The organism is Bacillus sp. MN7755 (assembly GCF_054771475.1).
This window is the reverse complement of sequence record NZ_BTRL01000024.1, coordinates 42,762-67,204: the sequence shown is the minus strand read 5'-3', so window position 1 is coordinate 67,204 and position 24,443 is coordinate 42,762. Positions and strand designations below refer to the sequence as shown.

Annotated in this window: 41 protein-coding genes, 1 tRNA gene and 2 pseudogenes; 31 read left to right on the top strand and 13 right to left on the bottom strand. The window is 33.6% G+C overall.

Annotation, left to right across the window (positions count from 1 at the left end):
- A pseudogene (locus tag ACYVEC_RS24325) lies at positions 1-309 on the bottom strand (hemolysin D); the annotation flags it as partial.
- Positions 302-2,521, bottom strand: a complete 2,220-nt coding sequence (locus ACYVEC_RS24320) for a peptidase domain-containing ABC transporter (protein ID WP_431114011.1) — start codon at positions 2,519-2,521, stop codon at positions 302-304. The gene ACYVEC_RS24320 and the pseudogene ACYVEC_RS24325, both read right to left, overlap by 8 nt.
- A 234-nt stretch (positions 2,522-2,755) precedes the next feature.
- Here ACYVEC_RS24320 and ACYVEC_RS24315 point away from each other — a divergent pair, with 234 nt between their 5' ends.
- Positions 2,756-2,950 (top strand): hypothetical protein, encoded by a 195-nt coding sequence (locus ACYVEC_RS24315; RefSeq protein WP_431114012.1) that lies wholly within the window; start codon positions 2,756-2,758, stop codon positions 2,948-2,950.
- A gap of 145 nt (positions 2,951-3,095) precedes the next feature.
- On the opposite strand, the gene ACYVEC_RS24310 is transcribed toward ACYVEC_RS24315, so the two are convergent.
- Positions 3,096-3,320, bottom strand: a complete 225-nt coding sequence (locus ACYVEC_RS24310) for a Blp family class II bacteriocin (RefSeq protein ID WP_033728831.1) — start codon at positions 3,318-3,320, stop codon at positions 3,096-3,098.
- 181 nt (positions 3,321-3,501) lie between these two features.
- The gene (locus ACYVEC_RS24305) at positions 3,502-4,059 is read right to left on the bottom strand and encodes a hypothetical protein (RefSeq protein WP_431114013.1); all 558 of its coding nucleotides are present in this window, start codon (positions 4,057-4,059) and stop codon (positions 3,502-3,504) included.
- Between the two features lie 504 nt (positions 4,060-4,563).
- On the opposite strand from ACYVEC_RS24305, the gene ACYVEC_RS24300 reads away from it, so the two are divergent.
- A complete protein-coding gene (locus tag ACYVEC_RS24300; protein WP_275719380.1) occupies positions 4,564-5,103 on the top strand; it encodes a hypothetical protein in 540 nt (179 codons plus the stop codon).
- A gap of 234 nt (positions 5,104-5,337) precedes the next feature.
- Here ACYVEC_RS24300 and ACYVEC_RS24295 read toward each other — a convergent pair.
- The 5 genes and pseudogenes from ACYVEC_RS24295 to ACYVEC_RS24275 form a co-directional block, all read right to left on the bottom strand.
- Positions 5,338-5,580 (bottom strand): annotated as a pseudogene (locus tag ACYVEC_RS24295) (YolD-like family protein); the annotation flags it as partial.
- Positions 5,581-5,640: 60 nt separating this feature from the next.
- Complete coding sequence (locus ACYVEC_RS24290) at positions 5,641-6,342, bottom strand: class D sortase (protein ID WP_460508741.1); 702 nt, start codon at positions 6,340-6,342, stop codon at positions 5,641-5,643.
- A gap of 57 nt (positions 6,343-6,399) precedes the next feature.
- Positions 6,400-6,927, bottom strand: coding sequence for an excalibur calcium-binding domain-containing protein (locus ACYVEC_RS24285; RefSeq protein ID WP_460508738.1), 528 nt, complete (start codon positions 6,925-6,927; stop codon positions 6,400-6,402).
- A 241-nt stretch (positions 6,928-7,168) separates the two neighbouring features.
- The gene (locus tag ACYVEC_RS24280; RefSeq protein WP_460508735.1) at positions 7,169-7,384 is read right to left on the bottom strand and encodes a hypothetical protein; all 216 of its coding nucleotides are present in this window, start codon (positions 7,382-7,384) and stop codon (positions 7,169-7,171) included.
- 14 nt (positions 7,385-7,398) lie between these two features.
- A complete protein-coding gene (locus ACYVEC_RS24275) occupies positions 7,399-7,665 on the bottom strand; it encodes a glutaredoxin family protein (RefSeq protein ID WP_460508732.1) in 267 nt (88 codons plus the stop codon).
- Between the two features lie 421 nt (positions 7,666-8,086).
- Between ACYVEC_RS24275 and ACYVEC_RS24270 the strand changes: the two genes are divergently transcribed.
- The 5 genes from ACYVEC_RS24270 to ACYVEC_RS24250 all read left to right on the top strand — a co-directional run bounded on the left by ACYVEC_RS24270 (position 8,087) and on the right by ACYVEC_RS24250 (position 10,035).
- Positions 8,087-8,160: transfer RNA gene (locus ACYVEC_RS24270), tRNA-Cys, on the top strand.
- 98 nt (positions 8,161-8,258) lie between these two features.
- On the top strand, positions 8,259-8,927 hold the full coding sequence (locus ACYVEC_RS24265; protein WP_460508729.1) for a hypothetical protein: 669 nt from the start codon (positions 8,259-8,261) through the stop codon (positions 8,925-8,927).
- A gap of 160 nt (positions 8,928-9,087) precedes the next feature.
- Positions 9,088-9,300 (top strand): helix-turn-helix transcriptional regulator, encoded by a 213-nt coding sequence (locus tag ACYVEC_RS24260; protein WP_000708736.1) that lies wholly within the window; start codon positions 9,088-9,090, stop codon positions 9,298-9,300.
- Positions 9,297-9,704 carry a hypothetical protein gene (locus ACYVEC_RS24255; RefSeq protein ID WP_252211568.1) on the top strand — a complete coding sequence of 136 codons (408 nt, stop codon included), beginning with the start codon at positions 9,297-9,299 and terminating at the stop codon, positions 9,702-9,704. The genes ACYVEC_RS24260 and ACYVEC_RS24255 overlap by 4 nt, the downstream gene beginning before the upstream one ends.
- A 19-nt stretch (positions 9,705-9,723) precedes the next feature.
- The gene (locus ACYVEC_RS24250) at positions 9,724-10,035 is read left to right on the top strand and encodes a hypothetical protein (protein ID WP_147808924.1); all 312 of its coding nucleotides are present in this window, start codon (positions 9,724-9,726) and stop codon (positions 10,033-10,035) included.
- Between the two features lie 37 nt (positions 10,036-10,072).
- Here the strand turns inward: ACYVEC_RS24250 and ACYVEC_RS24245 are convergent, their stop codons facing one another.
- Together ACYVEC_RS24245 and ACYVEC_RS24240 are read right to left on the bottom strand one after the other, a co-directional pair.
- Entirely contained in the window at positions 10,073-10,225 is a 153-nt protein-coding gene (locus ACYVEC_RS24245; protein ID WP_000187390.1) for a YvrJ family protein, read from the bottom strand.
- A gap of 14 nt (positions 10,226-10,239) precedes the next feature.
- Positions 10,240-11,121: a S8 family peptidase gene (locus ACYVEC_RS24240; RefSeq protein ID WP_098555605.1), complete on the bottom strand. Its 882-nt coding sequence runs from the start codon at positions 11,119-11,121 to the stop codon at positions 10,240-10,242.
- A gap of 195 nt (positions 11,122-11,316) precedes the next feature.
- Between ACYVEC_RS24240 and ACYVEC_RS24235 the strand changes: the two genes are divergently transcribed.
- The 3 genes from ACYVEC_RS24235 (at position 11,317) to ACYVEC_RS24225 (ending at position 12,606) form a co-directional block, all read left to right on the top strand.
- On the top strand, positions 11,317-11,958 hold the full coding sequence (locus tag ACYVEC_RS24235; RefSeq protein WP_275719404.1) for a sigma-70 family RNA polymerase sigma factor: 642 nt from the start codon (positions 11,317-11,319) through the stop codon (positions 11,956-11,958).
- Positions 11,959-12,039: 81 nt separating this feature from the next.
- Entirely contained in the window at positions 12,040-12,270 is a 231-nt protein-coding gene (locus ACYVEC_RS24230) for a hypothetical protein (RefSeq protein WP_098555608.1), read from the top strand.
- A 186-nt stretch (positions 12,271-12,456) separates the two neighbouring features.
- Positions 12,457-12,606: a hypothetical protein gene (locus ACYVEC_RS24225; RefSeq protein WP_001985804.1), complete on the top strand. Its 150-nt coding sequence runs from the start codon at positions 12,457-12,459 to the stop codon at positions 12,604-12,606.
- Between the two features lie 10 nt (positions 12,607-12,616).
- On the opposite strand, the gene ACYVEC_RS24220 is transcribed toward ACYVEC_RS24225, so the two are convergent.
- Entirely contained in the window at positions 12,617-12,970 is a 354-nt protein-coding gene (locus ACYVEC_RS24220; protein WP_098555610.1) for a helix-turn-helix domain-containing protein, read from the bottom strand.
- Between the two features lie 179 nt (positions 12,971-13,149).
- Between ACYVEC_RS24220 and ACYVEC_RS24215 the strand changes: the two genes are divergently transcribed.
- From ACYVEC_RS24215 to ACYVEC_RS24125, 19 genes are all read left to right on the top strand, one after another.
- Positions 13,150-13,407: a helix-turn-helix domain-containing protein gene (locus tag ACYVEC_RS24215; protein WP_098555612.1), complete on the top strand. Its 258-nt coding sequence runs from the start codon at positions 13,150-13,152 to the stop codon at positions 13,405-13,407.
- A 12-nt stretch (positions 13,408-13,419) separates the two neighbouring features.
- Complete coding sequence (locus ACYVEC_RS24210; RefSeq protein WP_098555613.1) at positions 13,420-14,175, top strand: BRO family protein; 756 nt, start codon at positions 13,420-13,422, stop codon at positions 14,173-14,175.
- Between the two features lie 116 nt (positions 14,176-14,291).
- The gene (locus ACYVEC_RS24205) at positions 14,292-14,429 is read left to right on the top strand and encodes a hypothetical protein (protein ID WP_001985777.1); all 138 of its coding nucleotides are present in this window, start codon (positions 14,292-14,294) and stop codon (positions 14,427-14,429) included.
- 197 nt (positions 14,430-14,626) lie between these two features.
- On the top strand, positions 14,627-14,827 hold the full coding sequence (locus ACYVEC_RS24200) for a hypothetical protein (RefSeq protein ID WP_063222588.1): 201 nt from the start codon (positions 14,627-14,629) through the stop codon (positions 14,825-14,827).
- Position 14,828: 1 nt separating this feature from the next.
- On the top strand, positions 14,829-15,005 hold the full coding sequence (locus ACYVEC_RS24195; protein ID WP_162840204.1) for a hypothetical protein: 177 nt from the start codon (positions 14,829-14,831) through the stop codon (positions 15,003-15,005).
- 17 nt (positions 15,006-15,022) lie between these two features.
- Complete coding sequence (locus tag ACYVEC_RS24190) at positions 15,023-15,631, top strand: Sak single strand annealing protein (RefSeq protein ID WP_098555615.1); 609 nt, start codon at positions 15,023-15,025, stop codon at positions 15,629-15,631.
- 14 nt (positions 15,632-15,645) lie between these two features.
- Entirely contained in the window at positions 15,646-15,822 is a 177-nt protein-coding gene (locus ACYVEC_RS24185; RefSeq protein ID WP_180230800.1) for a hypothetical protein, read from the top strand.
- Positions 15,822-16,043, top strand: a complete 222-nt coding sequence (locus tag ACYVEC_RS24180; protein WP_275719402.1) for a hypothetical protein — start codon at positions 15,822-15,824, stop codon at positions 16,041-16,043. The genes ACYVEC_RS24185 and ACYVEC_RS24180 overlap by 1 nt, the downstream gene beginning before the upstream one ends.
- Complete coding sequence (locus tag ACYVEC_RS24175) at positions 16,044-16,880, top strand: phage replisome organizer N-terminal domain-containing protein (protein ID WP_071737009.1); 837 nt, start codon at positions 16,044-16,046, stop codon at positions 16,878-16,880.
- Positions 16,864-17,622: an ATP-binding protein gene (locus ACYVEC_RS24170; protein WP_098555618.1), complete on the top strand. Its 759-nt coding sequence runs from the start codon at positions 16,864-16,866 to the stop codon at positions 17,620-17,622. Before ACYVEC_RS24175 ends, ACYVEC_RS24170 begins: the two co-directional genes overlap by 17 nt.
- Before the next feature lie 14 nt (positions 17,623-17,636).
- On the top strand, positions 17,637-17,900 hold the full coding sequence (locus ACYVEC_RS24165; protein WP_098555619.1) for a hypothetical protein: 264 nt from the start codon (positions 17,637-17,639) through the stop codon (positions 17,898-17,900).
- Positions 17,857-18,102, top strand: a complete 246-nt coding sequence (locus tag ACYVEC_RS24160; RefSeq protein ID WP_140421125.1) for a helix-turn-helix domain containing protein — start codon at positions 17,857-17,859, stop codon at positions 18,100-18,102. Before ACYVEC_RS24165 ends, ACYVEC_RS24160 begins: the two co-directional genes overlap by 44 nt.
- The gene (locus ACYVEC_RS24155; RefSeq protein ID WP_098555622.1) at positions 18,099-18,362 is read left to right on the top strand and encodes a hypothetical protein; all 264 of its coding nucleotides are present in this window, start codon (positions 18,099-18,101) and stop codon (positions 18,360-18,362) included. The genes ACYVEC_RS24160 and ACYVEC_RS24155 overlap by 4 nt, the downstream gene beginning before the upstream one ends.
- Positions 18,363-18,372: 10 nt before the next feature.
- Positions 18,373-18,705 carry a hypothetical protein gene (locus tag ACYVEC_RS24150; RefSeq protein WP_098555624.1) on the top strand — a complete coding sequence of 111 codons (333 nt, stop codon included), beginning with the start codon at positions 18,373-18,375 and terminating at the stop codon, positions 18,703-18,705.
- Positions 18,668-18,796 (top strand): Fur-regulated basic protein FbpA, encoded by a 129-nt coding sequence (locus ACYVEC_RS24145; protein WP_080468450.1) that lies wholly within the window; start codon positions 18,668-18,670, stop codon positions 18,794-18,796. The genes ACYVEC_RS24150 and ACYVEC_RS24145 overlap by 38 nt, the downstream gene beginning before the upstream one ends.
- Before the next feature lie 67 nt (positions 18,797-18,863).
- Entirely contained in the window at positions 18,864-19,031 is a 168-nt protein-coding gene (locus ACYVEC_RS24140) for a hypothetical protein (protein ID WP_162840202.1), read from the top strand.
- A 12-nt stretch (positions 19,032-19,043) separates the two neighbouring features.
- Complete coding sequence (gene dut, locus ACYVEC_RS24135; RefSeq protein ID WP_063222580.1) at positions 19,044-19,490, top strand: dUTP diphosphatase; 447 nt, start codon at positions 19,044-19,046, stop codon at positions 19,488-19,490.
- A gap of 978 nt (positions 19,491-20,468) precedes the next feature.
- Positions 20,469-20,660, top strand: coding sequence for a hypothetical protein (locus ACYVEC_RS24130; RefSeq protein ID WP_063222579.1), 192 nt, complete (start codon positions 20,469-20,471; stop codon positions 20,658-20,660).
- Positions 20,661-20,675: 15 nt separating this feature from the next.
- Positions 20,676-20,936 carry a hypothetical protein gene (locus tag ACYVEC_RS24125; RefSeq protein WP_063222578.1) on the top strand — a complete coding sequence of 87 codons (261 nt, stop codon included), beginning with the start codon at positions 20,676-20,678 and terminating at the stop codon, positions 20,934-20,936.
- A gap of 368 nt (positions 20,937-21,304) precedes the next feature.
- On the opposite strand, the gene ACYVEC_RS24120 is transcribed toward ACYVEC_RS24125, so the two are convergent.
- Positions 21,305-21,517, bottom strand: a complete 213-nt coding sequence (locus ACYVEC_RS24120) for a hypothetical protein (protein ID WP_063222577.1) — start codon at positions 21,515-21,517, stop codon at positions 21,305-21,307.
- A 960-nt stretch (positions 21,518-22,477) separates the two neighbouring features.
- Between ACYVEC_RS24120 and recU the strand changes: the two genes are divergently transcribed.
- A complete protein-coding gene (gene recU, locus ACYVEC_RS24115; protein ID WP_275719398.1) occupies positions 22,478-23,107 on the top strand; it encodes a Holliday junction resolvase RecU in 630 nt (209 codons plus the stop codon).
- A gap of 137 nt (positions 23,108-23,244) precedes the next feature.
- Positions 23,245-23,616 carry an ArpU family phage packaging/lysis transcriptional regulator gene (locus ACYVEC_RS24110; protein WP_000441079.1) on the top strand — a complete coding sequence of 124 codons (372 nt, stop codon included), beginning with the start codon at positions 23,245-23,247 and terminating at the stop codon, positions 23,614-23,616.
- The last annotated feature ends 827 nt before the right edge of the window (positions 23,617-24,443 follow it).

Here is a 24,443-nt window from a genome sequence, read left to right as displayed (position 1 = left end):
CTTACCCATCAATTCCTGATTTTTTAATTGAATCAACATATCCCCCTTTTTTACTTCATCCCCTGATCTAACAAAAACAGTATCTATAGTACCTGTAACCTGAACACGAGATATACTTATATCTGATTTTCCCTGTATTGTTGCTGTTCCTTTACTGACAATATCTATCTTCCCAACAAATGCCCAAATTAAAAAACCTATAAAACTTAAAAATAAAAAACATATTAATACGGCAATAAAACGAGGAGGTTTTCGTTCTAATAATTCTACACTATCTGTTAATTGATCAAAGGAATAAATCTTACTCATATTGGCCACCTCTCATTTTATGAAATTGTGACTCTATATGCTCTACGTGAATCGTTTGATTCTTCCAAAGTCGATAATATTCTCCTTGATAAAATAATAATTCTTCATGAGAACCTTGCTCTATAATATTTCCTTTTTCCATTACAAAAATTTGATTTGCATGTTGAATTGTACTTAATCTATGGGCAATCATAATAACAGTTACTCCTTGCGAACCTAATTCTTTTAACATATCCGTAATGTTTTTTTCAGTTGTAGAATCCAAATTACTTGTTGCTTCATCTAAAATCAAAATATCCGGTTTTTTTAATAAAGCTCTCGCAATTGCTAAACGTTGTCTTTGTCCACCCGATAAATTCGAAGCATTTTCTTCTAGATAAGTTTCATAACGTAATGGCAATTCACCAACGAACTCATGGACACAAGCCTGTTTACATACTTCTATAATCTCTTCTAATGTAACTAATCGTTCTAATCCAAAGCATAAATTCTCATAAATAGACGCACTAAAGAAAAATGATTCCTGAGAAACATATGCAATTTGATTTCTTAATGCAATACGATTTATTTCTTTAATATGATAATCATCATAATATATGTCACCTTCTTGAGCCTCGTAATAATGCATTAATAATTTTGAAATTGTCGTTTTTCCAGAACCACTTTCCCCTACAAAAGCTACTTGACTACCAGGTTCAATAGAAAAACTTATATTATTTAAAACATTTTTACGTGTTCCATAGCGGAATGTAACGTTAGAAAATTCAAGTTTTCCAGATAACTTTTTAGGAGAAACTTTATTGTATTCTTTTTCACCCTTTTCAGCCTCTAAATCAAAAATTTCATTTAATCGTTCTCCAGCAACTAATGCAGATTGCATAGTAGGTTGAATTCCAATTAAATTTTCAATTGGATTTAAAAAATAGGCTAAAAGTGCATTATATGTAATTAATTCACCTATTGTCATATTACCTTTTAATACTTGCAAAGCACCAACCCATAGAATAACTGTACCTCCAATTAACTCAAGTCCCATCTTAATAGATCCCTGTAAATTAGATAACATTCCTCTTTTAAATACATTCTTTAATAAATTAACAAAACGACTTTCAGTTTGAAAAAACACTTCTTTTTCAGCATTATAAGACTTTACTGTTGAAATCCCATTTAAAGATTCAACTAAATAAGAAGTTAATTTTGCATTACTTTCCATCTCTTCTCGATTAATAGATTGATAAGGTTTATGAAAAGCAAAAATAATACTTATATAAAAAGGTATTAATAATAAAGTAACACCAAATAAAATTGGGCTATGTATATATAACAGAATCGCTCCCACGGTAACCATTACTGTATCAATCATTAATGTAACGGTTACTGTTGATAAAGCATCTCTTATTTTACTAGCATCCATAAATCTAGAAATTATTTCTCCTACTTTTCTTGTTTCGAAAAAATTCAATGGTAAACCTATAACATGGCGATAATATCCAAGTATTAGTTGAATATCTATCCTCCTACTCAAATATAAAATTATATGTGTACGAAAGTAAGAAAGAAGAACTTTAAAAATATACAATATAATAATCCCTATTGATACGATATGAAGTGTTTGTAATAACTGATTAGTCACAATATCATCAATTAAAAACTTAAAATAAAACGCTCCTAATAAACCAAATAAATTAAAAAAGATAGAAGTGAAAAATAAAGGTACAAGCAAACTCTTTTGTTCCTTCAATAAAAATAAAAAGCGGGAAAGTGTATTCTGAGATTCATTGCCTTTTTGAAAGTTTTTACTAGGACTCATTAATACCAAAATGCCAGTCCATATTTGACAAAATTCATCTAACATATAAGTTATTAAACCTTTTTCCGGATCCGCAATATAAATTTTATTTTTTTTAATTTTATGAATCACTACATAATGTAATAAACCGCCATTTACTACTATATGAGCAATGGCAGGCAATTGAATTTCTTCTAAAGCATTTTTATTCGTTGCCTTTACACCTTTTACTTCAAAACCCAATCTCTCTCCAGCTTCTATTAATCCTTTTATGTTTGTACCTTGTAAATCTGTACCAGCTATTTCTCTAATTTTTGAAATAGGCATAGTTAATCCATAGTAACGTGAAATCATTGCAAGACAAGCTGGGCCACAATCTTTTAAATCATTTTGTTTTATACATGTGAATTTTCTAGATATCATATATTACCTCTTATATATTTTTATTTTAATAAAAATTTTATATTATTATATCTAAATATAGTTTTCTATTTTTATGAGTTATAAAATTATTTATATTGCTAAATAAATGTTAATCAGATAAGTACGCTTGAATATATTAATTTTTTCTATATAATTATGGGTATCCATTAAAAACAGTTAATACATTTTATTTTCCAATTATTACCTCTTAAATAATTTTAAGGAGGAATAAAGATGAACTCATACACAAATAAACAAAAAACAGTATCACTCATAATAGCTACAATTATCTTTTTCGCTTTTGTATTAATTGGTATATACAATTTTACAAAAACGAATCTCTTTTATGTGAATTTAGGAGGTTTAGTCCTCAATAGTTTCATGTTGCTTATAGCAGCTACAACACTAATGAAACAAATTAAAAACTAAATGTATAACAAAAAAAGATAAAATAGGTTTAAGGCCTATTTTATCTTTTTTTACTATATATTTTGTCTTAATTTTTATAAAAACACCAAAGATTTAATTATCTATACAGTATTAAATAAAAATTAAAAGATTAATTTATATAGTATTAGCAAGCAGAAGCAGCGCCTGTTAAACCGCCACCAATTCCACCTGCTGCAGCTCCAATACCAGTACCAATAACAGGAACAGCTGAACCTGTTGCAGCACCTGCTAATCCACCACCAATGGCTCCACCTGCAGTTCCAGCAACACATTTACCCCAGCTGTTCCACCAGCCACCAGCTTCAATTTCCATTAATTCTTTTTCAGTTAACATTTGTAAGTTTTCCATGTTATTACCTCCTTTGTTAATACAAACCAAGTATAACACTTAAATATCATATAAAAATATGCAATTATACATATCAATCCTAATTAGGTTATATTTACCTATATCCATCAACTTAAGAAAAATATACGCCCACAAAAACGAAAAAAGACACCCTAAGGTGCCTTCCTCCGACTTGATATATTTAATGATCTACAACATTCCAAAAAGCTTCATCACTATCTTGATCCCAATAAGCATATAATTCAGTTACTTTTCCCTTTACTTTGCTTGCTTGTTCATCGTCCAACCAATTTACAAGATCTTGTTTTTTAAGATACTTCTCTTGAATGAAAGCTAAATAATGTTTAGTTTCATCTCCCCAACTGTTAATAAAAGAAAGTATTTTATTAACATCCTTGTAGAATATATCGTCACTTACAGAAGCATCTTTATATTTCATTTCTACTGCTACTAATACTCTAGTTACACAGTCGCTTAAATGGTAGTCTTCAACTGCTATTGAATCAATTTCAACGATAGCTAAGTCAATTCTTTCGCCATTAATATAGTACTCTGTAAATATCCGCAAATTATTACTGTGTAGAAAATCTTCTCCTAGTCTGCTCCTTAAATGAAAGTAGAAAGCATTTTTTAATGAATCCTCTTTTAGAAGAAAGTAGTTAGCATAATCAATTTTCAAATCTTCTTTCCATACCTTTTTTATAGCTATATCAATCTTTTCAATAATTTCATGATTCATCACTAAATCCCCCAATAATCTTCAACTTAGCCTACTTTTAATTAATTGTGTCTCCTAATGTAGCTATCTTTGTACAAACACAGAAAAAGGCACTCATTTCAAAGTGCCTCTCCCGATCTACATAAGACTTTTCTTACATCACAAATATATCTGGATTTCCACCCAATTTCATTTTACTACATCTATTTATAGGGTTTAATTAATTTTATGTAAATTATATGAAAAAGACACCCAAAGGCGCCTTCCTCCGACTTGAACCACTTTAATTTTAATACTATGTATTGGACCTCCCATCCAAATATTAATTAAGCTACTATTACCATTATTTATATAAGTTTACATATTAAGTTATATGTTCTATTGTAAAATTATAGTTATTTTGTATTTTACTAAAAAAACCAATATTTGTAACAAAACTATTAACTTTATCAAGGGGGAGTTTCTAATGACAATAGAAGCGTGTAAATCTTGTGGATCTCTAAATTTTAAAGAAGGGGTGCTGGGGTGAATGTAATTGCGTGGTTAATCGTTGCATGTGAAATAGGGTTTTGGGTTGTTATCACTTTAGGTCTATTCACACGATATATCCTTAAAAGAAATAAATTAGGATTGTTTTTTCTAGCCTTGACACCTGTCATTGATTTAATTTTATTGGTTGCTACGGGTATAGACTTGTATCGTGGTGCGACTGCTACCAAAGTGCATGCAATTGCTGCTGTGTATATTGGAATCTCTATCGCATACGGTAGAAGTATGATTGAATGGGCTGATATACGCTTTCAATATTATGTGATGAAACAAGGATCGAAACCAGTTAAAAGATTTGGCATCGATTATGCGAAACACTACTTTAAAAGTTGGGGACAACATGTGCTTGCCTTTCTAATAGGTGCTGGAATTTTATTCGTCCTAATCTATTTAATTAACGATTTTTCCCGAACAGAAGTGTTGGCTGGGTTTCTAAAATTATGGACACTTGTGTTAGGTATTGATTTTCTGATTGCCCTAAGCAATTTTATTTGGCCAAAAAGGGCAAAGGGGTAACAATTTAAAATACTGCAAACGGGCGCGATTGTTTAAGATCATCGGTAGAAAATGATCAAACTTTATTATAAAAATTGCATAGTATTTCACAAAGGCTTAACACGTTTTGATCAATCTTTTTTTCAAAACGGGTTCTTATCGTTTAACTTAAAATACGGGTTTGGGGGATATTTCTGATCAAACTTTATTCCAAACCAACATTAAATGGTCTAAACTTGATAACGTCAATTTATTCTATTTAACATCTATTATATTAGAGAATTGCAGTTTCATCTTGTTATAAAAAACATCTGTACATATAACAGCGCTATTTGATGGATCAATATCAACAACAGTCATATAGCTAAGGAGCAAATAACCATCTTCATAATATGTAATTAGTATTTCTTCTTCAGATAATAAGGAACATAACAACATGTTCTCGATCAGTTCTTTTACTTCAGCGTTTAAGACCAGCCTCGTTACTCTATATGTTTCTTAATTACTTCAATTGTACTAGAAATTGTGAATAAAAAAAGAGAGCAATAGCTCTCACTCTCAATTAATAGCAACTAAAGATGCTTCAATGATGTATCGTTCAGGTGCATCCCCAATATAGTTAAATGGATAACATGTAGTTAGTGTTAATGTTGGTTTATCTTTTGCGACGATTACAGTACGATCATTTGCATATGTAATCCAGTGTTTTCGAATTTGATAAATGTATACTCTTTTATCATACTCAACTAAAATATAATCATTTTGTTGTAAATCTCCCAATTTAGTAAATACCGTATCACGATGGCCGCTTAAAACAGTATGTCCATTTCCAGAGGGAGTGGTTGTAATATCACTAACAAACATTCCTACCCCTTTTTTTAAAGTTTTGGCATCAGCCCCCCAGTAAACTTGATATTTCTGTTTAATTTTCGGTATAACCATATAGGCGATTTGTTCTCCCATTTGATGCTGAACTTGAGAAGCTGGGATCTGTTTTTGTGATTCTGGTATTGGTTCACTAGTGTTTGTAAGATTAGATTCTTGATTTGGTATAGTATGTTGAGATTGTCCTTTGTTTGATTCATTGTTGACATCTTTTTCATCTTTAGTGGCAGGTTGTATATTTTGATATTGTTGAATTTCAGTACTGGTTAAGGATTCAACAGTTTTTCTTGCATCATACCAATCTATAAAGTAATAAACAAAGGCAAAAGAGCCTATAGTAATTAGTAAAACTCCCAACCAATCAAGTTTTTTCAAGCTTATCACTCCACATTAAAAACGACAGGAATATTCCTGCCGTTTTTAGGTATTAGTTTAGGCATTCGTTTTTTTACGACGGAATACAAGAATCGAACTTGCTAATACTAAAGCAGCACTTGCAAGCATCATTGTAACGCCATTTGATGCTGTATTAGGCAATTTTTCACCTTGTTTTTTTGTTTCAGTCTTTGTAGCTGTTTGTTTAGTTTGCTCTTGCTTATTGTTTGTTGCTTGGTTGTTTTGTTTTGAATTCTCTTGTTTTACAGGTTCTTGTTTAGTATTTTCCTGTTTAACTTGCTCTTGTGGTTTGTTTTCATCTTTTTTAGTAGGCTGTTTACTAGCTAAAAATTGATCGTAATCTCCTTTTTTTACTTCACAAGGTAAACCGTCATTGTCACGATCTAAATCATGAGGATCGTTAGTTGCACTGTATCCATTGCTGTGCCAGAATTCCATAACCTCTTGTTTGTTTTTAAAGTGACCGCAATTCTTGTCATTTGGATTTTTTTCTGCAAATGCAGCAGAACTGTACCCTACTGTTAATAATGTGACCGCTGTTGCTGAAGCTAATAGTTTTTTCATAACTTTCTCCATCTCCCTAAATGGTATGTATTTACATTGAAATATTTTACATTCTTAAAATTTAAAATACAATAATAATTTGTTGATAAATGTAAGATTTTCACACAATGATAGCAAATTATTAATTTTTATATTGTTATATTTTGTCGAGCGGAAATAAAAAAAGAGAGCCGTAGCTCTCACTGTTAGGAATGATGAAAATATGTGAAAATTCATCTCTATAAAATAGAAATAATTTTCTTTATTCTTTTGGTAGGGTGCAACAATTACAAAGATCTATACCATAGATTTTCTCGATTGATTTCTGTATGCATTTAAGGTGTTTTGAGTAGTTTAGAGCAATGTCTTGATAAATTTCTCTTTCATCTTCATTGCAATAATCGATACACTGGGCAATTTTCATTAAATCAATTTTAACTTGATTATATTTCTTAACTTTTTCTTCAATAATATCCATGATTGTACCCTCATTTATTTTGAACTAGATTCTGATAGTAAAATTTTTTCAAGTTCTTTAATGGGTGCTCCAATAAACTTATGGGTTTCTTCGCCATCCTCAATAAAAATGGTTGGGGTATATTTTAAGTTTAGATCTTCAAATTCTTTTTGAGCCTTTAAATCCTTAATGATATCTTTTTCGGTAAAGGTAATATTCTCTTTAGTAAGCCATTTCTTTAAGTTAATGCAAGCCGGACAGTGGGGCATAGTAAAGACAGTAACTCCATAATTTTTCTTCATAATCAATACCTCCGCTTTTTTCTTCTCGTAAGTAGTAGAGAAATAAGATCTAAAAAAGTAAAAAGAAATATAAATTTTTTCTGTGTTAAATTTTGTATAACTTACGGTCCTATTAAATATGAAGGCATAAAGAGAGTGTGGGTGAACGTGATGAAGAAATTGACTTAATGTAGAGTTCTTACAGTTTCTAAAAGTAAAAAAGAAATTCGTACCTATGAGGTGCGAATTTCTTTTTTTTACACTCTTTTTAAATTTTATGGAATTACTTCTCTATTACAAACGTAAGGAAAATGTCGCAAAACTTTAATTGCTGATGTAAATTCAGCTGCTACCATTCAAAAAATACAAAATTTAAAATTTCTTTTTAGTTTTTAGGGACTCACCTCTCTATTACAAATGTAAGGAAACGAAATATTAACATGATGGCATAGCCAAGAGGTAAGGCAAAGGTCTGCAAAACCTTTATCGCCGGTTCGAATCCGGCTGCCATCTCCATATTAGGGCAGTACGTCTTTTGAAAGACACATACTTAGCTTGTTTCTGGTTCGAATCCAGATACTGCCTCCAAAATAATATTAAGGAGTGGTTTGTTAATGGCACAATTACAAACTTTATCAATAGAAGAGCAAGAAAATTTATTGGATAATGCTCAAATTAATACGGTTGCTGCAAAGCAAATGGTTCAAAAAATGACTCAATTCGTTGGTGCTTATGATCTTAATAATCGTAAAGGATTTAAATTTGAACAAGGTGATGTCTCGATTCAAGTAGTTATTTTAGGTAACATGGAAGATACAATTAAAGTGATTTATACAAAACTTGATAATGAAGAATTGGTTTCAGGTAGTGTTATTGTTGAAAAAGAAGGTAAAAAGGTTCTTAAAGGATATGACATTATCGAAGACGAAGTAATCCAAACGCTTGAAACAGAAATTGACGACGAATTTTTAGAAGAGCTTAAAGGTTTAGAAAATCGCGAACTACCAGAAACAGATACGGAGCGCGAAGAAGTTGTTAGTCAATTGCCGTGTATCTATGGAAACTGGTGTGGCCCAGGATGTTCAGGTCCAAAGGCTCCAATTTCTAAAGTAGATGCTTGTTGTAAAACACATGATGGTTGCTACAGTTCACGTGGATATTTTGCTTGCTCTTGTGATAAAAACCTTCAGAATTGCTTAGCTCCACATGTAAAGGCAGGTTCTGAGTGGGCGATTACAATTAGCCTCTGGTTCCGTAAACAACCTTGTAACCCATTTAAATAAGAGAGATAAAAAGGTGAACCTATTAAGGGTTTGCCTTTTTTTATGGTAATTTTCAATTATTCCCTTTACATATCTAACCAATGTATAGTATTCTATACACAGAAAGTATAGAATACTATACATTCAGCTATTCTAATTGGAATGAGGGGTACTGAATGAAATGAAAATTTATACCACAAATAAGGTAAAAGAACATAGGGAAATTGCTGGTTTAACTCAAACAGAGTTAGCTGAAAGGGTAGGTACAAAAAGAATAACGATAGCTTCTCTTGAAAGAGAAAAGTATGAGCCTAGTGTTGGTTTAGCCATGAGAATAGCTAAAACCTTTAATTGCGCAGTTGAGGACATATTTACAGAGGTGAAGAAGGATTGAATTACCTTTACAATTTTTTAATTAAAATAGTAATTAGTATTTTATTGATGGAAGCCACATTTCATATATGGAAAATGGAGGCTGGAGAGCCGGGAATATTATCGTGGTTCTTACCGTTAATCACAATTTTTTGGATCGTATTAACAATAGTTAATGCAATACAAATTAAAAAGGGTAAAAAGTGGTTAAAGGAAGAGGAAGAAGACGAAAGAGATCAAATGATTAAGTATAAAGTAGGCTATATAACTTGTTGGTCGAATATGGGCCTCTTGGCATTATTATTCTTCTTTTATGGTACGTTTGGAATCGAGATGTTTAATCCAGTATATGCGCTAGCATTGATCGTCTTCTTAAATATTGTAATTTATTACAGTATGAAATTATATTTTCTGTTCTTTGAATAATGAAGTGGAGGAATTAAAAATGACAAATGGCAACGTAGAATTAAAAAAACAAGGAAAAAGCAGTATTTTAGGTGGAATTTCAATAGCTATTGCAGTAATTTTAGCAGCGCTTGTAATAAATTTCTTAACTGGATTAGTACCTTTAGAAAAAATACAGGGATTGCCTATTATTATGCCTTTTATTATTGCTCCAATTGGTGCAATAATAGGGTTTGTAGGTTATCGAATGAACAAAGATACATGGTCTTTATGGGGAATTATTCTTAATATTGTAATGTTCTTAGTACCAATTGTTTATAATGTAGTTGCAATTTTATTCTTTGGGGTTTAATTATCTAAAAGCACCAGTCAAAATGACTGATGCTTTTTTATTTGTCTTTTTCTGCGACTTGCTTTAATTCGTTAATTGCAATCGTTAATACCTCAATCCTCTTCTCGAACCTAATTAAAAGATAAATAGAAATCACGATAGGAAATCCAAAATTGCCTATTGATGCGCTAAACATTTCAAATGGGGTCATAGCTTAGCACCTCCTTATAGTTTCAGAACTCCATTTCCTTGGGTTTTATTGGTGTAACCTTTTAATAAAAAAGAGTGTGAAAGAAGATATTGATAAATAATGTTTTGGGAGAATGGCAAATGCTTTGCTTTGAAATAGGACAGGATTAAAGAGATTGCTCCTGTGATGTGTGGCGTTGCAACTGATGTACCTGTGAGCCTTATATAGTTATTTTGAGGGTAGGTTGAGTAAACGGACTCTCCAAGACTTAAAAAATCAATATTCTGGTTTGTATTGCTCATATGTGTGGGAACAAGGTTCTTTCCAACAGCACCAACTTGAATAACTTCCTCGTAGTATCCAGGATAAAGAATTTCATCGGTTAGTTCTGATCCATCTCCGTAGTTCCCTGCAGCAACTACTACAAATATATTTTCTTGTAATGCCTCGTCAACTGTCTTTCTTAACTCTGGAACATCACTTTTTGTGCCTAAAGAGAGATTCATTATATCTACTCTTTCACCATTTTTGCCTCTCCAAGCAGTTGCAAAGCGAATAGCTTTAATTAAATGTTTATGAGTTGAAATACTTGTATGTCCAATGGCTTTAATAACTAAAAGCTTCGCCTTTGGAGCTATACCGATAGAATGTTTTGTGTTAGTAGCCGCTATAATTCCAGATACATGCGTACCGTGTCCTGTATAGTCCGTCGCTATGTTTATTATACCGTTATCATCATCTGTAAAATTGAATGTTCCGATAATGTTGTCTTTTAACTCTTCATGGTTAATGTCACAACCTGTGTCAATTACAGCAATAACTGTATCTTGTCCATAATGACCATTTTCCCAATACCTTTTAGCATTTATGAAGTCTATTCCATCGTTTATCTTAGTATCAGCTTGTGTACTTTTCATATAGACACCTCCTCATTTTTATTAGAGAAAGAAGTATCAAAAAACTAAAAAGAATTTACAAAATAAACATTGTTTTATTTTGTAAAAAGTACTAGATTTTCGCACTAATTTGGGAGATAATTAGAACACTTGTTCTTATTTATTTTTATTTTTTTCTTATATTTATATAATTTATGGAAAAAAGGAGGTTTTTTTATGGGGAAACATACTCACTCAAATTCCGATAATAACTATCATCACGATGAAGACAAAAAGCAATTAGAGTACATACAAGAAATACGAAAGAAACTACCCTTAATATTAGAAAACCCCATTATTCAAGAGTTTTTAAAAGATAAAAAGCATGAAGAAATAATGAAAGAAGCTTTTAAAAACCCTTCTCAAACAAACATCAATTTACTTAATCAAACATCAAAAGAATTTTATAGAATTAATCGTGTCCTGAGGTATTGCTCTGTTTTAATTCGTGGCCGTGCTATTGATTTCGATAAGAGACAGAGAAACAGAAATAAAAAACAAATGCTAATTTTTGATAAGAATGCTTTAGAAGGGGATTTTTCTGCGATTGAAACAATTGGGAGTTTACAAGATTGCGAAGGAGAAAGACCTGAGGCAGTTGTTATTGAAGGCGTGGAGAAAGGGAATGTTATTCCTGTAGAAAACGAGAAGCTGGATAAAGCGATGCGCGCATTGACGGATAAGCAACGAATGATTCTCTACTACCGTTATGAAAAGATGCTTACAAATAGGCAGATTGCTGAAATATTGGGAGAAACAGAACAAAATGTAGGTTACTGGGTCAAAAAAACATTAAAACAGCTAAAGGATTCGCTGTAATGAAAGATCATTACAATAAATGAGTTATAAGATGGAGACATGCTTCTAAAGGATAGTTAAATATAAAGGAGAGAGATGTTTATGTCCGTAGATAATATTCAAAAGCAAGCAGAGGTACAAGCTATTATCGATCAGTTAGAGTTAAAAATATTGAAACATGTTCAACAAACTATTTTTAAAGAAAGAGAAGATTTAATGCAAGAATTGAAGATGGTAATCGTTGAAAAAGCTTATAAAATGTTAGATGAAGAGCCACCAGGATTCTTCGAATTTATTGAACGAGAAATCTTTAAAAAGGAAGTAATTATATAATAAAGAACAACTCTATACATGATTGATCCGGATGGGTATTGATTTATGTAAATATAAAAAATGACACTATCCAATTGATAGTGTCATTTCTGCTCTAAAGGAAATGGAAACATTTTGACCCAAACAACAAAACTGACCTTTTTCTGAACGTCTATATATTTAAAGAGGATATTGGGGGAAGTAGATATGAAAAAAGAGCAATTAGTTAGGGAAGCAGTAAAATTGAGTTTGAAACATGGGGCTCCGATTAAAGCAGAAGATATTTTTAAAATATGTCTAGATGAATCTTATAAGAAAAGCCAAATACATAAAAAAGAAGACTGTCATGTAAAGTAGTCTTCTTTGATTAGCCATTCTTTTTATTTTGCATATAAGTAACGTACATCTCTAATTGTTCCCAGGCTTTCTTTCTCTCATCTTCTGGGAGCCTTTCAATTAAAGCCATTATGTTCTTACCTTCTTCAGTAACAATCTTGTTTTCTTCTTCGCTCAATTCAGGATCTTCCGATCTTCCTAACAAATAATCTGTAGTTACATTAAAATAATCAGCTATTTTTTCTATTGTTTCACGACTAGGTGTTTTAATGCCATTTTCAAATTTAGACACACTGGCTTTTGTTATACCTACAGCAGTAGCGAATTTTTCTTGTGTAAGTTTATGTTCTGACCTCAATAATTTTAAACGCTTATTTAACTCCATTTTAAAAATCACCCCTTAATTTACGATATATCGTAAGTTATTTTTATTATAATGTTTCCTAATAGGAAACGTAAACCCCTCAGAAAATTAACCAGGAGGAAATTTTTTTGAAAAACCACTTGAAGTTTCCCTTGGGTAAACTTATAATAAATTTATCGGCATCAGAAGGGAGTGATTAGATGCTAAATAAAAATTCAATAACAAAATTAAAAATAGCTTTTGAAAAATCAGACTTCACTTATGAAGGACTAGCTACAGTTGTTGGCATATCAAAGAGCTATTGCTATAAAATTATTAATGCTCATAAATATAAAAAGAGATTGTACTATGGGACAGCATCTAAAATTGCAAAAGCATTAAATGAAGAAGTGGCGGATCTATTTGATGAACATGAAAATTTTTTTAATAATAAAGTTTCCCTTAGGGATACGAGGTGAGGAGGAAATAAAATGAATCAATTACAAGTTTTCAATAATGAAGAATTTGGACAAGTTCGAACGGTGGTACAAGGCGAAGATGTTTGGTTTGTAGCTAAAGATGTAGCAGATGCTCTAGAGTTCAGTGACACAAACGCAATGACAAGACATTTAGATGAAGATGAATTGATGTCCGTCAAATTGACGGGTATGAATATGAAATCGACATTAATGAATGAATCGGGATTGTACTCATCAATATTACGTTCACGAAAACAACAAGCTAAAAAATTCAAAAAGTGGGTAACAAATGAAGTACTTCCTTCTATTAGAAAACACGGAGCATACATGATAGATAAAGTCCTAGAACAAGCGGTGACAAATCCAGACTTCGCAATTGGTCTTCTCACTAAATTAAAAGAAGAAAAAGAAAAGCTTGTAGCAGCACAGCAACAAATTGTAAAGCAGCAACCACTCGTAACATTCGCTGAAGCGTGTATGCAATCAAATGAATCTCTGAAAGTAAGTGAAGTTGCTAAGTTGGCAGCTAAACACAATATCAAAATCGGGCAACGTCAGTTATTCGCAAAACTTAGAGAATGGAATTTAATGTTCAAACGTTCTACTGAACCAACTCAATCAGCAGTTGAAAAAGGATATTTTGAAATCGCACAAGGTGTTAAACAGAAGCCAAGCGGAGAACCATTCATATGGACAACAACATACGTAACACCAAAAGGACAAGCCTACATCATAGATCGACTGAAGAAAGAACAGGAGGCGGTGTAGATGCAAGAAGAAAGCATGTTTTCTTTATGTATGGTTGCTGTATTTTTCGCAGCGTTAGGCGGATTCGCTTATGTGATGGAACGTATAGATAAAAGGTTTATGAAGGGTGAAAAGTGATGGATAAACAACAGCGAGATGAATACGAACAAAAGAAACTCTTGTGGATTATAAAAGATTTAAGAGCTAAAGGGATACATAACAGCGCAGATAAGGTTGAGGAAATGCATAAGGAGTTTATAACTCTAGCTAAATGATAAAAGCCCTGCAGGGGTTGCAGGGCAAGACTAAGGGTATTGAAGAATTGTCGATTCTAAAAGTAAAGGACTTCTTGGAATGTAATAAGTTTAACACACATTTCATTAAATTTTTATATAAAGATTTTACGAATTTATGAACATGGGCAAGTGCTAACTTGTCGGAATATTCGGTTATTTAAAGGAGGAATGCGGAAATGATTGAAAATCCAATGTTAATAGGAAATTATCATGATTCATCAGCAAGAGACTTCATGGATTACTGTCACGGATGTGGCGGAGAAATCTTTTACGGAGAAGGATACCTTGATTTCAGTGGTGATCCAATTCATACAGAATTAGAGTGTATTAAGCAATATGTTGAGGAACATTCAATGAAGAAAGTAGCGGGTGAATGATATGGGCCTACAAAACAAAATTGAAGCTGAAATTCAAATTATGAAGAGTTTAGTTGAACGATATAAGAAAAGTAAAGAACCTAACGCTGTATCAATGGTTGTGGCTTATGAATACGGGTTACAGGTACTTACTGAAGTGTATGAAGCCAGTAAACAAACAGAAGTAGCACCATTTTAAAAGAGAGGGAGATTCATATGACAACTGAAAATTACTTTTCTAAATTGGCTCAAATAGATTGTTCGGAACATGTCGAAAAGAAAGGCCGCTTTAATTACTTATCATGGGCTTGGGCAGTTAAAAAACTTCGTGAAGTAGATTCAACAGCAACATGGGAAGTAAAGCGATTCGATGGGGCGCCTTATCTTAAAACAGATTGTGGTTATTTTGTAGAGGTTGAAGTAACTGTACAAGGATTACCACTAAGCCAGATTCACCCAATACTTAACAATCAAAATAAACCAATTGCTGAGCCAAATAGCTTTGATATTAACACAAGTATTCAGCGTTGCTTAGTGAAAGCAATTGCACTTCACGGGTTAGGATTATACATCTATGCGGGCGAAGACCTACCGGAAGTACAAGAAGAAATGATAACCGCTCAACAAGTCGGTGTGATCAAATTAAACATTAAAAAACTAGCTAATCTTCGGAAAGTAGACGAAGACACGATTAAAGGACATCTAAGCATCAAAGAAGTAGCTGAATTAACGTTAAAGCAAGCTGAAGATGTACTTAAACAATTAACAAAGTGGGTTAAACAAGCCGAAAAAGAAAAGGTTGAAGCGGTAGAGCAAACAAACTAAGGAGTGAAGAACCTATGTTAGATAAAAATCAATCGAAAGTCGTCCTTCCGGCGTGGGTGAGGAAGGGCGTACGAAATGAAAAAGAGGCGAAAGAAAAGGCAATCGAGTACATTACTCCCAATCGCTATCCGGGATATAAAATAATTCAAATTCAAGGCGACATAGCGTTATGCGAAAGGCGGGACGTGTAATGTTTAAGATACCAGTAAGACGCGGAACAATGACAGAAATGTTGAAGGCAGTTCGTGATTTAGAAAAACGGGGCTATGACTATATCACTCCTATTAAAAAGGTATATAGAGCTGAGAAAATATTCTATCACGATGGCAAATTTAAAGGGAAAGACAAAATAAGATTTACAGGCATGGATGATCATGTCAGTTACGAATGCTGGATGAAGAAGGTGAACTAAATGGCAGATGTTAAATGGATTAAGTTAACTACTAATATGTTTGAAGATGAAAAGATTCGATTGATTGAAAGTATGCCAGAAGCAGATACATTGCTAATTATCTGGATTAAATTGCTTGCTCAAGCTGGGAAAACTAATGCCAATGGTTACATTTTTTTAAATGAAAATATTCCATACACCGAAGATATGTTGGCGACAATCTTTAATAGACCAATAGCAGTTGTTCGCCTTGCCCTACAAACTTTTAAACAGTTTGGAATGATTGAAGTTGATAGTAATCAGTTTATTAGCGTCTCGAATTGGGGAAAACATCAGAGTTTAAATGGATTGGATAAGATTCGTGAAGACACTAAAAAACGAGTAGCGGCGTATCGTGAACGAAAAAAGCTTAATCTTCTAAACGAAGGTAACGGATGTAACGTTACAGGTAACGAAGGTGGTAACGCAAATGAAACGGACAAAGAAGAAGAAAAAGAATTAGAACTAGAAAGAGATAAAGATATTAATAAATATATTGTCGAGATAGTTACCTATCTCAACGACACATGCTCTACATCCTATCGCTCATCTACTAAAAAAACAAAAGACCTAATTAAAGCAAGATTTAATCAAGGTTTTAATGTAGATGACTTTAAAAAAGTAATAGAAATTAAGGCTTCTCACTGGTTAACAGATGAAGAGTATAACCAATATTTAAGACCATCAACATTATTCGGAACTAAATTTGAGGAATATTTAAACCAACAACCTAAAAAAGGAGCGAAAAACAATGCAGAGAGCAGCGGCAGCAATACCAACCGATATAGCCAAAAAGGTGAATATGACTATGGATTCTGATGTGTGTGGCACACATGGAATGAATAAGATGAAGTTCGGTGGACAAGTAGTTTGCCCTCGATGCTTCCTTGAAAACGAAAGTAAGAAGCTTCAACAGCAAGAGCAAGCAAAATATGATGCGGATAAAGCAAACGAGAAGAAATTCATGTTCCACCAGCAAAGCATGATTGCCGATAGCAATATTAAGAAAGCGAACTTTGATAACTACCAACCTACTAGCGATGAAGGAGCAAAGAACCTTGAACTTGCAAAAGTCATCGCAATGGATTATCTCAACGGAAAAGTGTTTAACACGATTATGGCCGGAAATTGTGGAGCAGGGAAAACACATCTTGCTTACGCTATAGCGGATCGACTCGCAGGAGCAGGGAAGTCAGTTGTCTTTGTCACAGTGGGCGAATTGCTACGAAAGATTAAAAGCACGTTCAATAAAGATTCTTCCTTAACTGAGGATGCGATTATACGGAGCTTAGTAAGAGCAGAAGTATTAATAGTCGATGATTTAGGAGCAGAGTTAGGTGCATTAGATGCCAATACAAAAGCAACAAACTTCATTAATAGGGTGTTATTCGATGTTTTCGATGGAAGGCAAGGTAAATCTACTATCTTCACAACGAACCTTACAGGAGAGCGTTTAGAGGGTGCATATGATGAGCGGATTGTATCACGTATCTTCAATAAATTCAGGGCGTTAGTGTTCAAAGAAACAAAGGATTACAGAAGAAAGGCATTGCCATTTTAAAAGGGGGAGTTAAGATGTGTGCATGTAGCGGAACAGGAGTAATTCAGAACGACATTGGAATGGGTATGTATCAGTTTGGGCCATGCGTTTGCAAAGCAGCAAATCAAACACCTGAAGAAGTGGATAGAAAGCGTCATGCTGTTATGGCGGAACTAAGAGAAATTCATCAATTACAACTGGAGGGAAAATGGGATGCCACGATTTGGAACGGGTTTGGAGAAGGAAAATTACACAATGGCATTGCAGCAGGGAAAGTACATGAAGAAATCGCGTCGTAACTTATATATTGCTCTAGAAGAATTGGACCTGGTGTTTGATGAAAGCGAAGTAATTCGATTACAAGAAATGTGGAAGGAAAACAAAGGAATCCTTGAAATCGCAAAAGAGTTAGGAAGACATCAATTAGAAATCGCAGCATTGATTATGGATCAGGCAGATAAGAACAAAATCAAATCTCGCCCAATGGGATTAGGGGCATGAAACAACTAACACTGGAGGATGTTGTAGGCAGTTTTGATTATACGGCAACAAGTACGGCTGATAGGTTCTTACAGCATAACGTCATAACGTATGAAGTTCACTTTTATGACCAGGACGAGCGACAAAAAATAGACTGGTTCGATGTTGAGACAGAAGACGAAGCATGGAGCATGGCGGTGAAAGAACATGGCAAGGGTATTCAGAAGATTAGGATAACTATTTCTAATCGTACACGAGATGAAATTATGTCATTGGATTAGGAGGGAGCAAATGGAGAAGCCAACATTAAAGGATTATGCAAAGGCTGCTGAAATTGGTGTTAATAAGAAGTATGTAGACCAACGAATGAAAGAGCTGGATTGGAGTTTAGAACGCGCTATAACGACACCAGTCGGTACGAGCTGGGAAGGAAATGAAAAGAATAAAAAGTTACTGAGATTAGCTGAGAAAAATGGCATTAGCGAATCCACCTTTTACAGACGAAAACGTAACGGCATGACGCCATACGATGCAGCGACAAAGCCACCACGTAAGTATAAAAGAAACAAATCAGCTAGGAGGCAACATGAGCGATCAAGACAGGTTAATAGAACGGTTGATTGATAGGCATGTATTTAAATTACCTGATGGCCGTGATTTATATGAAGGGTCATGCGAGGAACTAAGGCAGTTATTGAAAGGAGATGATAAGTAATGCAACCAATGGAGAATGGTGTATTCGAAATCACTAAGTTAATTAGCGAATCAAAGGGAGGTAAGTGATGAAAAAAGAAACCGCGGTGCAGGTGCAAAGTGAACTCGAAGTAATCGAAAGTGAGATTCGTAAGATGGAATATCACTTGGTTGGATTGGATAGCGAGAAGCAGAAAACAAAGCGTTCTTTGGAAGAGCTGAAGAATCGGAAAGAGGAATTGAAAGGTTATTTATAAGGAGCCGAGAAAATGAATTTAAGAGTGAAAATTAAAAGATTGAAAGATGTGGAATTACCGAAATACGCAAGGCCAGGGGATAGTGGTTTTGATCTTGTAGCAGCAGAGGACACGATTATCTGGCCGGGAGAAACAAAGGTTGTACAAACTGGATTGGCTTTTGAGATTCCACCAGGATATGAGCTTCAGGTGAGACCGCGTAGCGGTATGACGCGTAAGACAAAGTTACGAGTGGTACTTGGAACGGTGGATAGTGGATACCGTGGAGAAGTTGGAGTACTAGTTGATAACATCGAAATACCTAAAGCAGCAAACATGCAAGCTAGTGTAATTGAAAAGGGTACTCGTATTGCTCAAGGTGTCATAGCGCCAGTGGAAACAGCTAATTTCGTTGAGGTGGACGAGCTGTCTGAGAGCAAAAGAGGAAGCTGTGGCTTCGGATCAACGGGGATTAAATAAAAAAGGCTCAATTCTCAAAAGGGAGAGAGTTGAGCCTGTGGATGTAATTACTAAGTTATCGGGTTGATGAAAACTAGTAATTAAATAAAATCGCCCTAGGGTTAGGGGGTCTAGGGTTTCAAGACTTGGTATATCTCACACGACATAATAAATAGAATAGAACGTATTGAAGATAACACATGAATGTTTCATAAATGTATCAAAAAAGTGAACAAAAACGTTATTTTAATTGTTGCAGCCCCTTGGAGGGCGCTCCAAGGGGCTAAGAATCGAGAATATTAAACTCTTGTTAATTACATAAGAACTCCCTAAGGAGTATATAGGGAATTTTAACACTTAACTAATAATTTTTACAACTATATATTCAGATTAATATATAAATAAACTATTTATTTATATAAAAAATGGCCCTTACTACTATGCAAGAGCCCCATGAACAAAGAAAAGGTCGTATATGACTCTATATAAGAATCATAATAATATTTTAACACCTTAATATATAGTTATCTATACATGATTGGCGTAGTAGAGCTAAATGAAATGGACAAGCGATTGTATATGAGGGATTTAATAAAATAGTTATTCGAAAAAAAAAGACCTCTTACGGAAAGATAAGAGGTCATCAAAAAAATGTTGTATTTGAAACACGTGATGTTTCGTAAAGAGATTATAAAATATATTTATATATTAAGTATATATAGTATAAAGAAAGTAATGAAGATAACACATGAATGTTTCATAAATGTATTAAAAAAGTAATTTTGTAAATCAAGGTAGTCAGCACAGTTAACTAACGGCTTGTTGAAAAAAAGAAGCCCCGCAGAAAATGTTACAGGGCTTCATAAGATTGAGTTATGTCGTACTCACAAGAGATTTTAACATGGATTTAATGGTGAATAAATCGGTAAATGTGTCCAATTGGTCTAGAGCTATTATCTTATACAAAAACGCTATTTTCATAGCTGAGGGGGATGAATGATGGTTATAGAAGCAAAAGTGAAGTTTAAATTGGATGAAGTACAAAAATTACAATTTCAAAATGTAAGAGAAAATGAAGGAGAACAAGAAGCATTTTACTTTCTAGAAGAAGTGATAATGAAAGAAATGGATTTAGCTGAATTTGTGGAGATCGAGTATAAGGATGAAAATAAAATGTTATTTAATACGTAAGGAGTTGTTAAGTGGATGGGACAGTTATCTATGTTTGATATGGATGAAACGAAAATTAAGCTGTATGGAGTATTGGAAGCTAATAACTACCATCACGAGATTAAGAGTTATTACCTACATAACGATTACATGGGTGAGGTTAAGTACTTCTATATAAGGACGACAGACGATACGATTATTGATATGTGTTTAAGTCAGTTCCCTGAAGTATTTGCGGTGTACGAGGGATTCACTGAAGCGCAGATCAAGAAGATATATAAAGGAAGATTACAGTAACAATGCTATTTTATAAAAAAGAGAAGCCCTTAATTAGGTCGCTCCTCTTAATGCCAATATACAATAACTATTTCATTATAATGTATAAGCGAAAAATATTTAATAATTATCTTCATGGTGAAAATTTCATTTTGTTTTAGTTTAAAATCAAAAAAGAGCACTTTATTAAGTGCTCTCGTGACGAGATCCATTTTGTAACGACTATTTTACAAAGAAAGGAACGCAGAATATTATATGCGCGATCAGTTAATTGAGTGCTTTTTACAAACAAAGAGCAGCTAGCAAAAGCTAACTGCTCAATACAAGGAGATACAGAGAAAATTAAATGGATTTTGGCATACAGCCTATCAACAGTATTGACAGAATATTTATTTTAAATCCAATTTACTTAAAGTAAACATCCCAATAGATAAAATGGCTGCACCTACTGCAGAACCTATCCAGTCTCTCCAGCCTAATGTATTAAAAGATGTATCTGTTAAATCCATAATTAAGAAGATAGCAAACATTAACATACCGAATGCTAAGCATCCCCAGAATGTTTGTAAAGATGTAATCATCTTCTTACGGAGCTTTTTCATGTAAATCATCCTTACTAATATGTTGTATTTTTATAAAAAAATTATTGCATGTATAAAGATTGAAGGTACAGAATATGTAATATTTCATATTAAGATTCAATAAAATCATCCTTTTGTGGTAAGGGGTGATGAAATTGAATAAACAGGAATAGATGATTCCCATTAAAGAGTGGATAAGAGAAATACAAAAGAGCGGCCAGCAAAAGCTAACTGCCCATCTCCAAGGGAGATTATATTTTACAAATTAGATTATGATAGTCGATATTCTCCATATTGACCAGAAAAGAACCAAGAATTCTAGTGAAATTCCAAGTGTTCTTTTCCTAGTTTTTTGAAATTCTTTCACTAAATAGCCGACAGCACTAATTGCTATAAGAATGAAAAGAATAAGTTCAAGTGTAACTGGCATTTAATCTACTCCTAATCCTTTATTTTAATTTAGTATATAACGATTATAAGATATTTTTGTGGATAATGGTGAAAAATTAAACAAAACAATCTCTATATGAAAAAAGGCCCTGTTGTCTCCAACAGAACCTCTTCTAAAATGGCAAAGAGTAACTCTTACCTTACTCTTTGTTTATATACTACAGGAATGTTAATGGAAATCCAAGGCTCCTTATATTGAGAAATAAAGAAGAATCATTTTAAATAATTTTATCATTGTTATAAATAAAGGAGCAGTTAGCCAAAACTAACTGCTCATCTCCAAGGGGGAACAAGGAGAAAATCTAATGTCATATACATTATTGACGGAATATTGAGTTTTATTCAAGGTTGGTTCCAAAAAAATGACATGCCACCAAAATATAAAATGATTAAAAGGACAATTACTATGAAAGCAATTAAAGAAATTTTCTTCCAGGAATTTTTCATTAGTAGACCTCCTTTATGAAGAATATTAACACTTTATAAGAAACTGAACAAAATAATCCTTTTAATAGAAAGTGAGGAATAACAATGGGACTAGGAAACAGAGGTATGCATTTTGAAAAGCTTATCAATCTATCGAATGAAATGTATCAAAGAGGTGGAGTGGCGCTTATAAACAAGCGTCCGACTCCTGTGAAGGTGTTAAAAAGTAAAGGTGGCCGTGTGCTAAATGGATTCTATGAAGCTAAAAGTACAGTAGACTATGACGGCGTGTATAAGGGACGAGCTATCGCATTTGAAGCAAAATCTACAGAGAATGCTACAAGATTTGATTTAAAGAACATTGCGCAGCACCAGTTAGATTACCTGGAGAAGGCAGAGAAGATGGGAGCAATTTGTTTCTTCCTTATAGAGTTCAGTAAGGATAAGTCAATATTTGTAGTACCACTATCAGTCATTCAATCTTACGTAAGGATGTCTCATCAACCGAAGGGCAAGAAGTCTATACCAAGAGCAGACTTTGATATTTATGGGTACTTAGTAGAACAGACAGAACAAGCGCCGATTGATTACTTGCAGTACGTTGATGAAGCAGCAGCTCCAGTTATGTTTGATGGCATGATTCAATTTGATCAGGACCATAAGAAAGTAGCAAATAACATTGAAGCAGCGAAAGAGAAGATGATCAACAAGAAACATAAATTATTAAAGGCTTAATGAATAACGGAACCATGCAGAGTGGGTGGTGGGGCTACTTGCTATGAATGGTTCACTTATTCAACAAAGAGATAATAAAATTTCACGTACCTGATGTGAATGTAAAAACCAAAATTCAGAAATAGGGGGATTCCTTCATGGAGAGACAATTAACATTATTACCAGCTATCGATGATAAGAAAGTACAAAAAGAAGTAGTAAGTGTATTAAAGGAGTACAGAGCACTCAAGATGCGTTTTAGCAATGATGTGGAGCAGGAAGGAATTAGTTTATTCCCTGAGTTGCGTGATTCAAGGAATACGAGTAAATGGAAGGTGCAGCAGGTAGAGAAGGCACTGAACAATTTATTAGATGAGGATGAGCGTAAAATCGTTGAGCGTAAGTTCCTGACGAACGAGAGAGTAAAAGATTCAGATGTATATCACGATCTACTGCTCAAGAAGACATATTTTTACGAGAAGAAGCAGAGTGCGGTTAAATTGATTGCTACAGCACTTGGAATCATCTAAAAACAGCGAACAAAACGCGAACTTTTTGGGGGACTAAATAAAATGTTAAAAATTATAAATTATATGTACAAGCCCTTTGACAACCGCATATTGAAGAGGATTAGTACACCTATAAGTGAAACGTTCTTATGCGAGAATGTCACGGTAACGTATACCGCATAGTAGGGCGGGCAAGGCGGTACGAACCCGCGTTAAGACGAAAAGACCAATGAATGTATATCAATGACATATTCCAGTGTGGCGGGTGGGAGATGACTCGCATTCGTCATGCTGTTTATTATATTTATCATTCAGCTCAGATGCGTCCTCTGGGTTGATAATAAATATAAGTCTATTTCTCTCTAGTATGTCGGTTCTTGAAAATGGAATGGGGGTGGTTGCTCATGATTGAGTGACGCTTGCATTCTAAAAAGCTAAAAAGTATACGTGACCTCGTACATTAGTCATTACTCACGATTCTTATTAATGACCAAAACGGGAGCAAAGAGTTCCACTCTTTGTTTGAGCCAATACAACGGAAACATTTCCCTTCCGTCCCTCTAGTGTATCGGTTCAAACAAGGCGTCGGAAGAAACACATACGTCTTGATATAAATCCGTTATAATTCGATATTGGTCAGCGAAGGCGAAAATGATATTAATTAGCCGAAGTATTAAGCCAGCTCTACGGAGTATAAACGAGAAGATTCTTGGTCTTCTCCTAACCACCGAACATAAAGTGCGTAGCTAATAAGGGCTAGAAAATTATATGATGCGGTGGTTTGGAGAAGGTTGAGAGTGATCTTGACCTTGGAAGAGGAACTTCATCCTTTTGTTTTTATTTCTCTC

Coding starts and splice junctions, on each gene's coding strand:
- ACYVEC_RS24320 (WP_431114011.1), bottom strand. CDS start 2,521: ATGATATCTAGAAAATTCACATGTATAAAACAAAATGATTTAAAAGAT.
- ACYVEC_RS24315 (WP_431114012.1), top strand. CDS start 2,756: ATGAACTCATACACAAATAAACAAAAAACAGTATCACTCATAATAGCT.
- ACYVEC_RS24310 (WP_033728831.1), bottom strand. CDS start 3,320: ATGGAAAACTTACAAATGTTAACTGAAAAAGAATTAATGGAAATTGAA.
- ACYVEC_RS24305 (WP_431114013.1), bottom strand. CDS start 4,059: ATGAATCATGAAATTATTGAAAAGATTGATATAGCTATAAAAAAGGTA.
- ACYVEC_RS24285 (WP_460508738.1), bottom strand. CDS start 6,927: ATGAAAAAACTATTAGCTTCAGCAACAGCGGTCACATTATTAACAGTA.
- ACYVEC_RS24280 (WP_460508735.1), bottom strand. CDS start 7,384: ATGGATATTATTGAAGAAAAAGTTAAGAAATATAATCAAGTTAAAATT.
- ACYVEC_RS24275 (WP_460508732.1), bottom strand. CDS start 7,665: ATGAAGAAAAATTATGGAGTTACTGTCTTTACTATGCCCCACTGTCCG.
- ACYVEC_RS24265 (WP_460508729.1), top strand. CDS start 8,259: ATGGCACAATTACAAACTTTATCAATAGAAGAGCAAGAAAATTTATTG.
- ACYVEC_RS24260 (WP_000708736.1), top strand. CDS start 9,088: ATGAAAATTTATACCACAAATAAGGTAAAAGAACATAGGGAAATTGCT.
- ACYVEC_RS24250 (WP_147808924.1), top strand. CDS start 9,724: ATGACAAATGGCAACGTAGAATTAAAAAAACAAGGAAAAAGCAGTATT.
- ACYVEC_RS24245 (WP_000187390.1), bottom strand. CDS start 10,225: ATGACCCCATTTGAAATGTTTAGCGCATCAATAGGCAATTTTGGATTT.
- ACYVEC_RS24240 (WP_098555605.1), bottom strand. CDS start 11,121: ATGAAAAGTACACAAGCTGATACTAAGATAAACGATGGAATAGACTTC.
- ACYVEC_RS24235 (WP_275719404.1), top strand. CDS start 11,317: ATGGGGAAACATACTCACTCAAATTCCGATAATAACTATCATCACGAT.
- ACYVEC_RS24230 (WP_098555608.1), top strand. CDS start 12,040: ATGTCCGTAGATAATATTCAAAAGCAAGCAGAGGTACAAGCTATTATC.
- ACYVEC_RS24225 (WP_001985804.1), top strand. CDS start 12,457: ATGAAAAAAGAGCAATTAGTTAGGGAAGCAGTAAAATTGAGTTTGAAA.
- ACYVEC_RS24220 (WP_098555610.1), bottom strand. CDS start 12,970: ATGGAGTTAAATAAGCGTTTAAAATTATTGAGGTCAGAACATAAACTT.
- ACYVEC_RS24215 (WP_098555612.1), top strand. CDS start 13,150: ATGCTAAATAAAAATTCAATAACAAAATTAAAAATAGCTTTTGAAAAA.
- ACYVEC_RS24210 (WP_098555613.1), top strand. CDS start 13,420: ATGAATCAATTACAAGTTTTCAATAATGAAGAATTTGGACAAGTTCGA.
- ACYVEC_RS24205 (WP_001985777.1), top strand. CDS start 14,292: ATGGATAAACAACAGCGAGATGAATACGAACAAAAGAAACTCTTGTGG.
- ACYVEC_RS24200 (WP_063222588.1), top strand. CDS start 14,627: ATGATTGAAAATCCAATGTTAATAGGAAATTATCATGATTCATCAGCA.
- ACYVEC_RS24195 (WP_162840204.1), top strand. CDS start 14,829: ATGGGCCTACAAAACAAAATTGAAGCTGAAATTCAAATTATGAAGAGT.
- ACYVEC_RS24190 (WP_098555615.1), top strand. CDS start 15,023: ATGACAACTGAAAATTACTTTTCTAAATTGGCTCAAATAGATTGTTCG.
- ACYVEC_RS24185 (WP_180230800.1), top strand. CDS start 15,646: ATGTTAGATAAAAATCAATCGAAAGTCGTCCTTCCGGCGTGGGTGAGG.
- ACYVEC_RS24180 (WP_275719402.1), top strand. CDS start 15,822: ATGTTTAAGATACCAGTAAGACGCGGAACAATGACAGAAATGTTGAAG.
- ACYVEC_RS24175 (WP_071737009.1), top strand. CDS start 16,044: ATGGCAGATGTTAAATGGATTAAGTTAACTACTAATATGTTTGAAGAT.
- ACYVEC_RS24170 (WP_098555618.1), top strand. CDS start 16,864: ATGACTATGGATTCTGATGTGTGTGGCACACATGGAATGAATAAGATG.
- ACYVEC_RS24165 (WP_098555619.1), top strand. CDS start 17,637: ATGTGTGCATGTAGCGGAACAGGAGTAATTCAGAACGACATTGGAATG.
- ACYVEC_RS24160 (WP_140421125.1), top strand. CDS start 17,857: ATGGCATTGCAGCAGGGAAAGTACATGAAGAAATCGCGTCGTAACTTA.
- ACYVEC_RS24155 (WP_098555622.1), top strand. CDS start 18,099: ATGAAACAACTAACACTGGAGGATGTTGTAGGCAGTTTTGATTATACG.
- ACYVEC_RS24150 (WP_098555624.1), top strand. CDS start 18,373: ATGGAGAAGCCAACATTAAAGGATTATGCAAAGGCTGCTGAAATTGGT.
- ACYVEC_RS24145 (WP_080468450.1), top strand. CDS start 18,668: ATGAGCGATCAAGACAGGTTAATAGAACGGTTGATTGATAGGCATGTA.
- ACYVEC_RS24140 (WP_162840202.1), top strand. CDS start 18,864: ATGAAAAAAGAAACCGCGGTGCAGGTGCAAAGTGAACTCGAAGTAATC.
- dut (WP_063222580.1), top strand. CDS start 19,044: ATGAATTTAAGAGTGAAAATTAAAAGATTGAAAGATGTGGAATTACCG.
- ACYVEC_RS24130 (WP_063222579.1), top strand. CDS start 20,469: ATGGTTATAGAAGCAAAAGTGAAGTTTAAATTGGATGAAGTACAAAAA.
- ACYVEC_RS24125 (WP_063222578.1), top strand. CDS start 20,676: ATGGGACAGTTATCTATGTTTGATATGGATGAAACGAAAATTAAGCTG.
- ACYVEC_RS24120 (WP_063222577.1), bottom strand. CDS start 21,517: ATGAAAAAGCTCCGTAAGAAGATGATTACATCTTTACAAACATTCTGG.
- recU (WP_275719398.1), top strand. CDS start 22,478: ATGGGACTAGGAAACAGAGGTATGCATTTTGAAAAGCTTATCAATCTA.
- ACYVEC_RS24110 (WP_000441079.1), top strand. CDS start 23,245: ATGGAGAGACAATTAACATTATTACCAGCTATCGATGATAAGAAAGTA.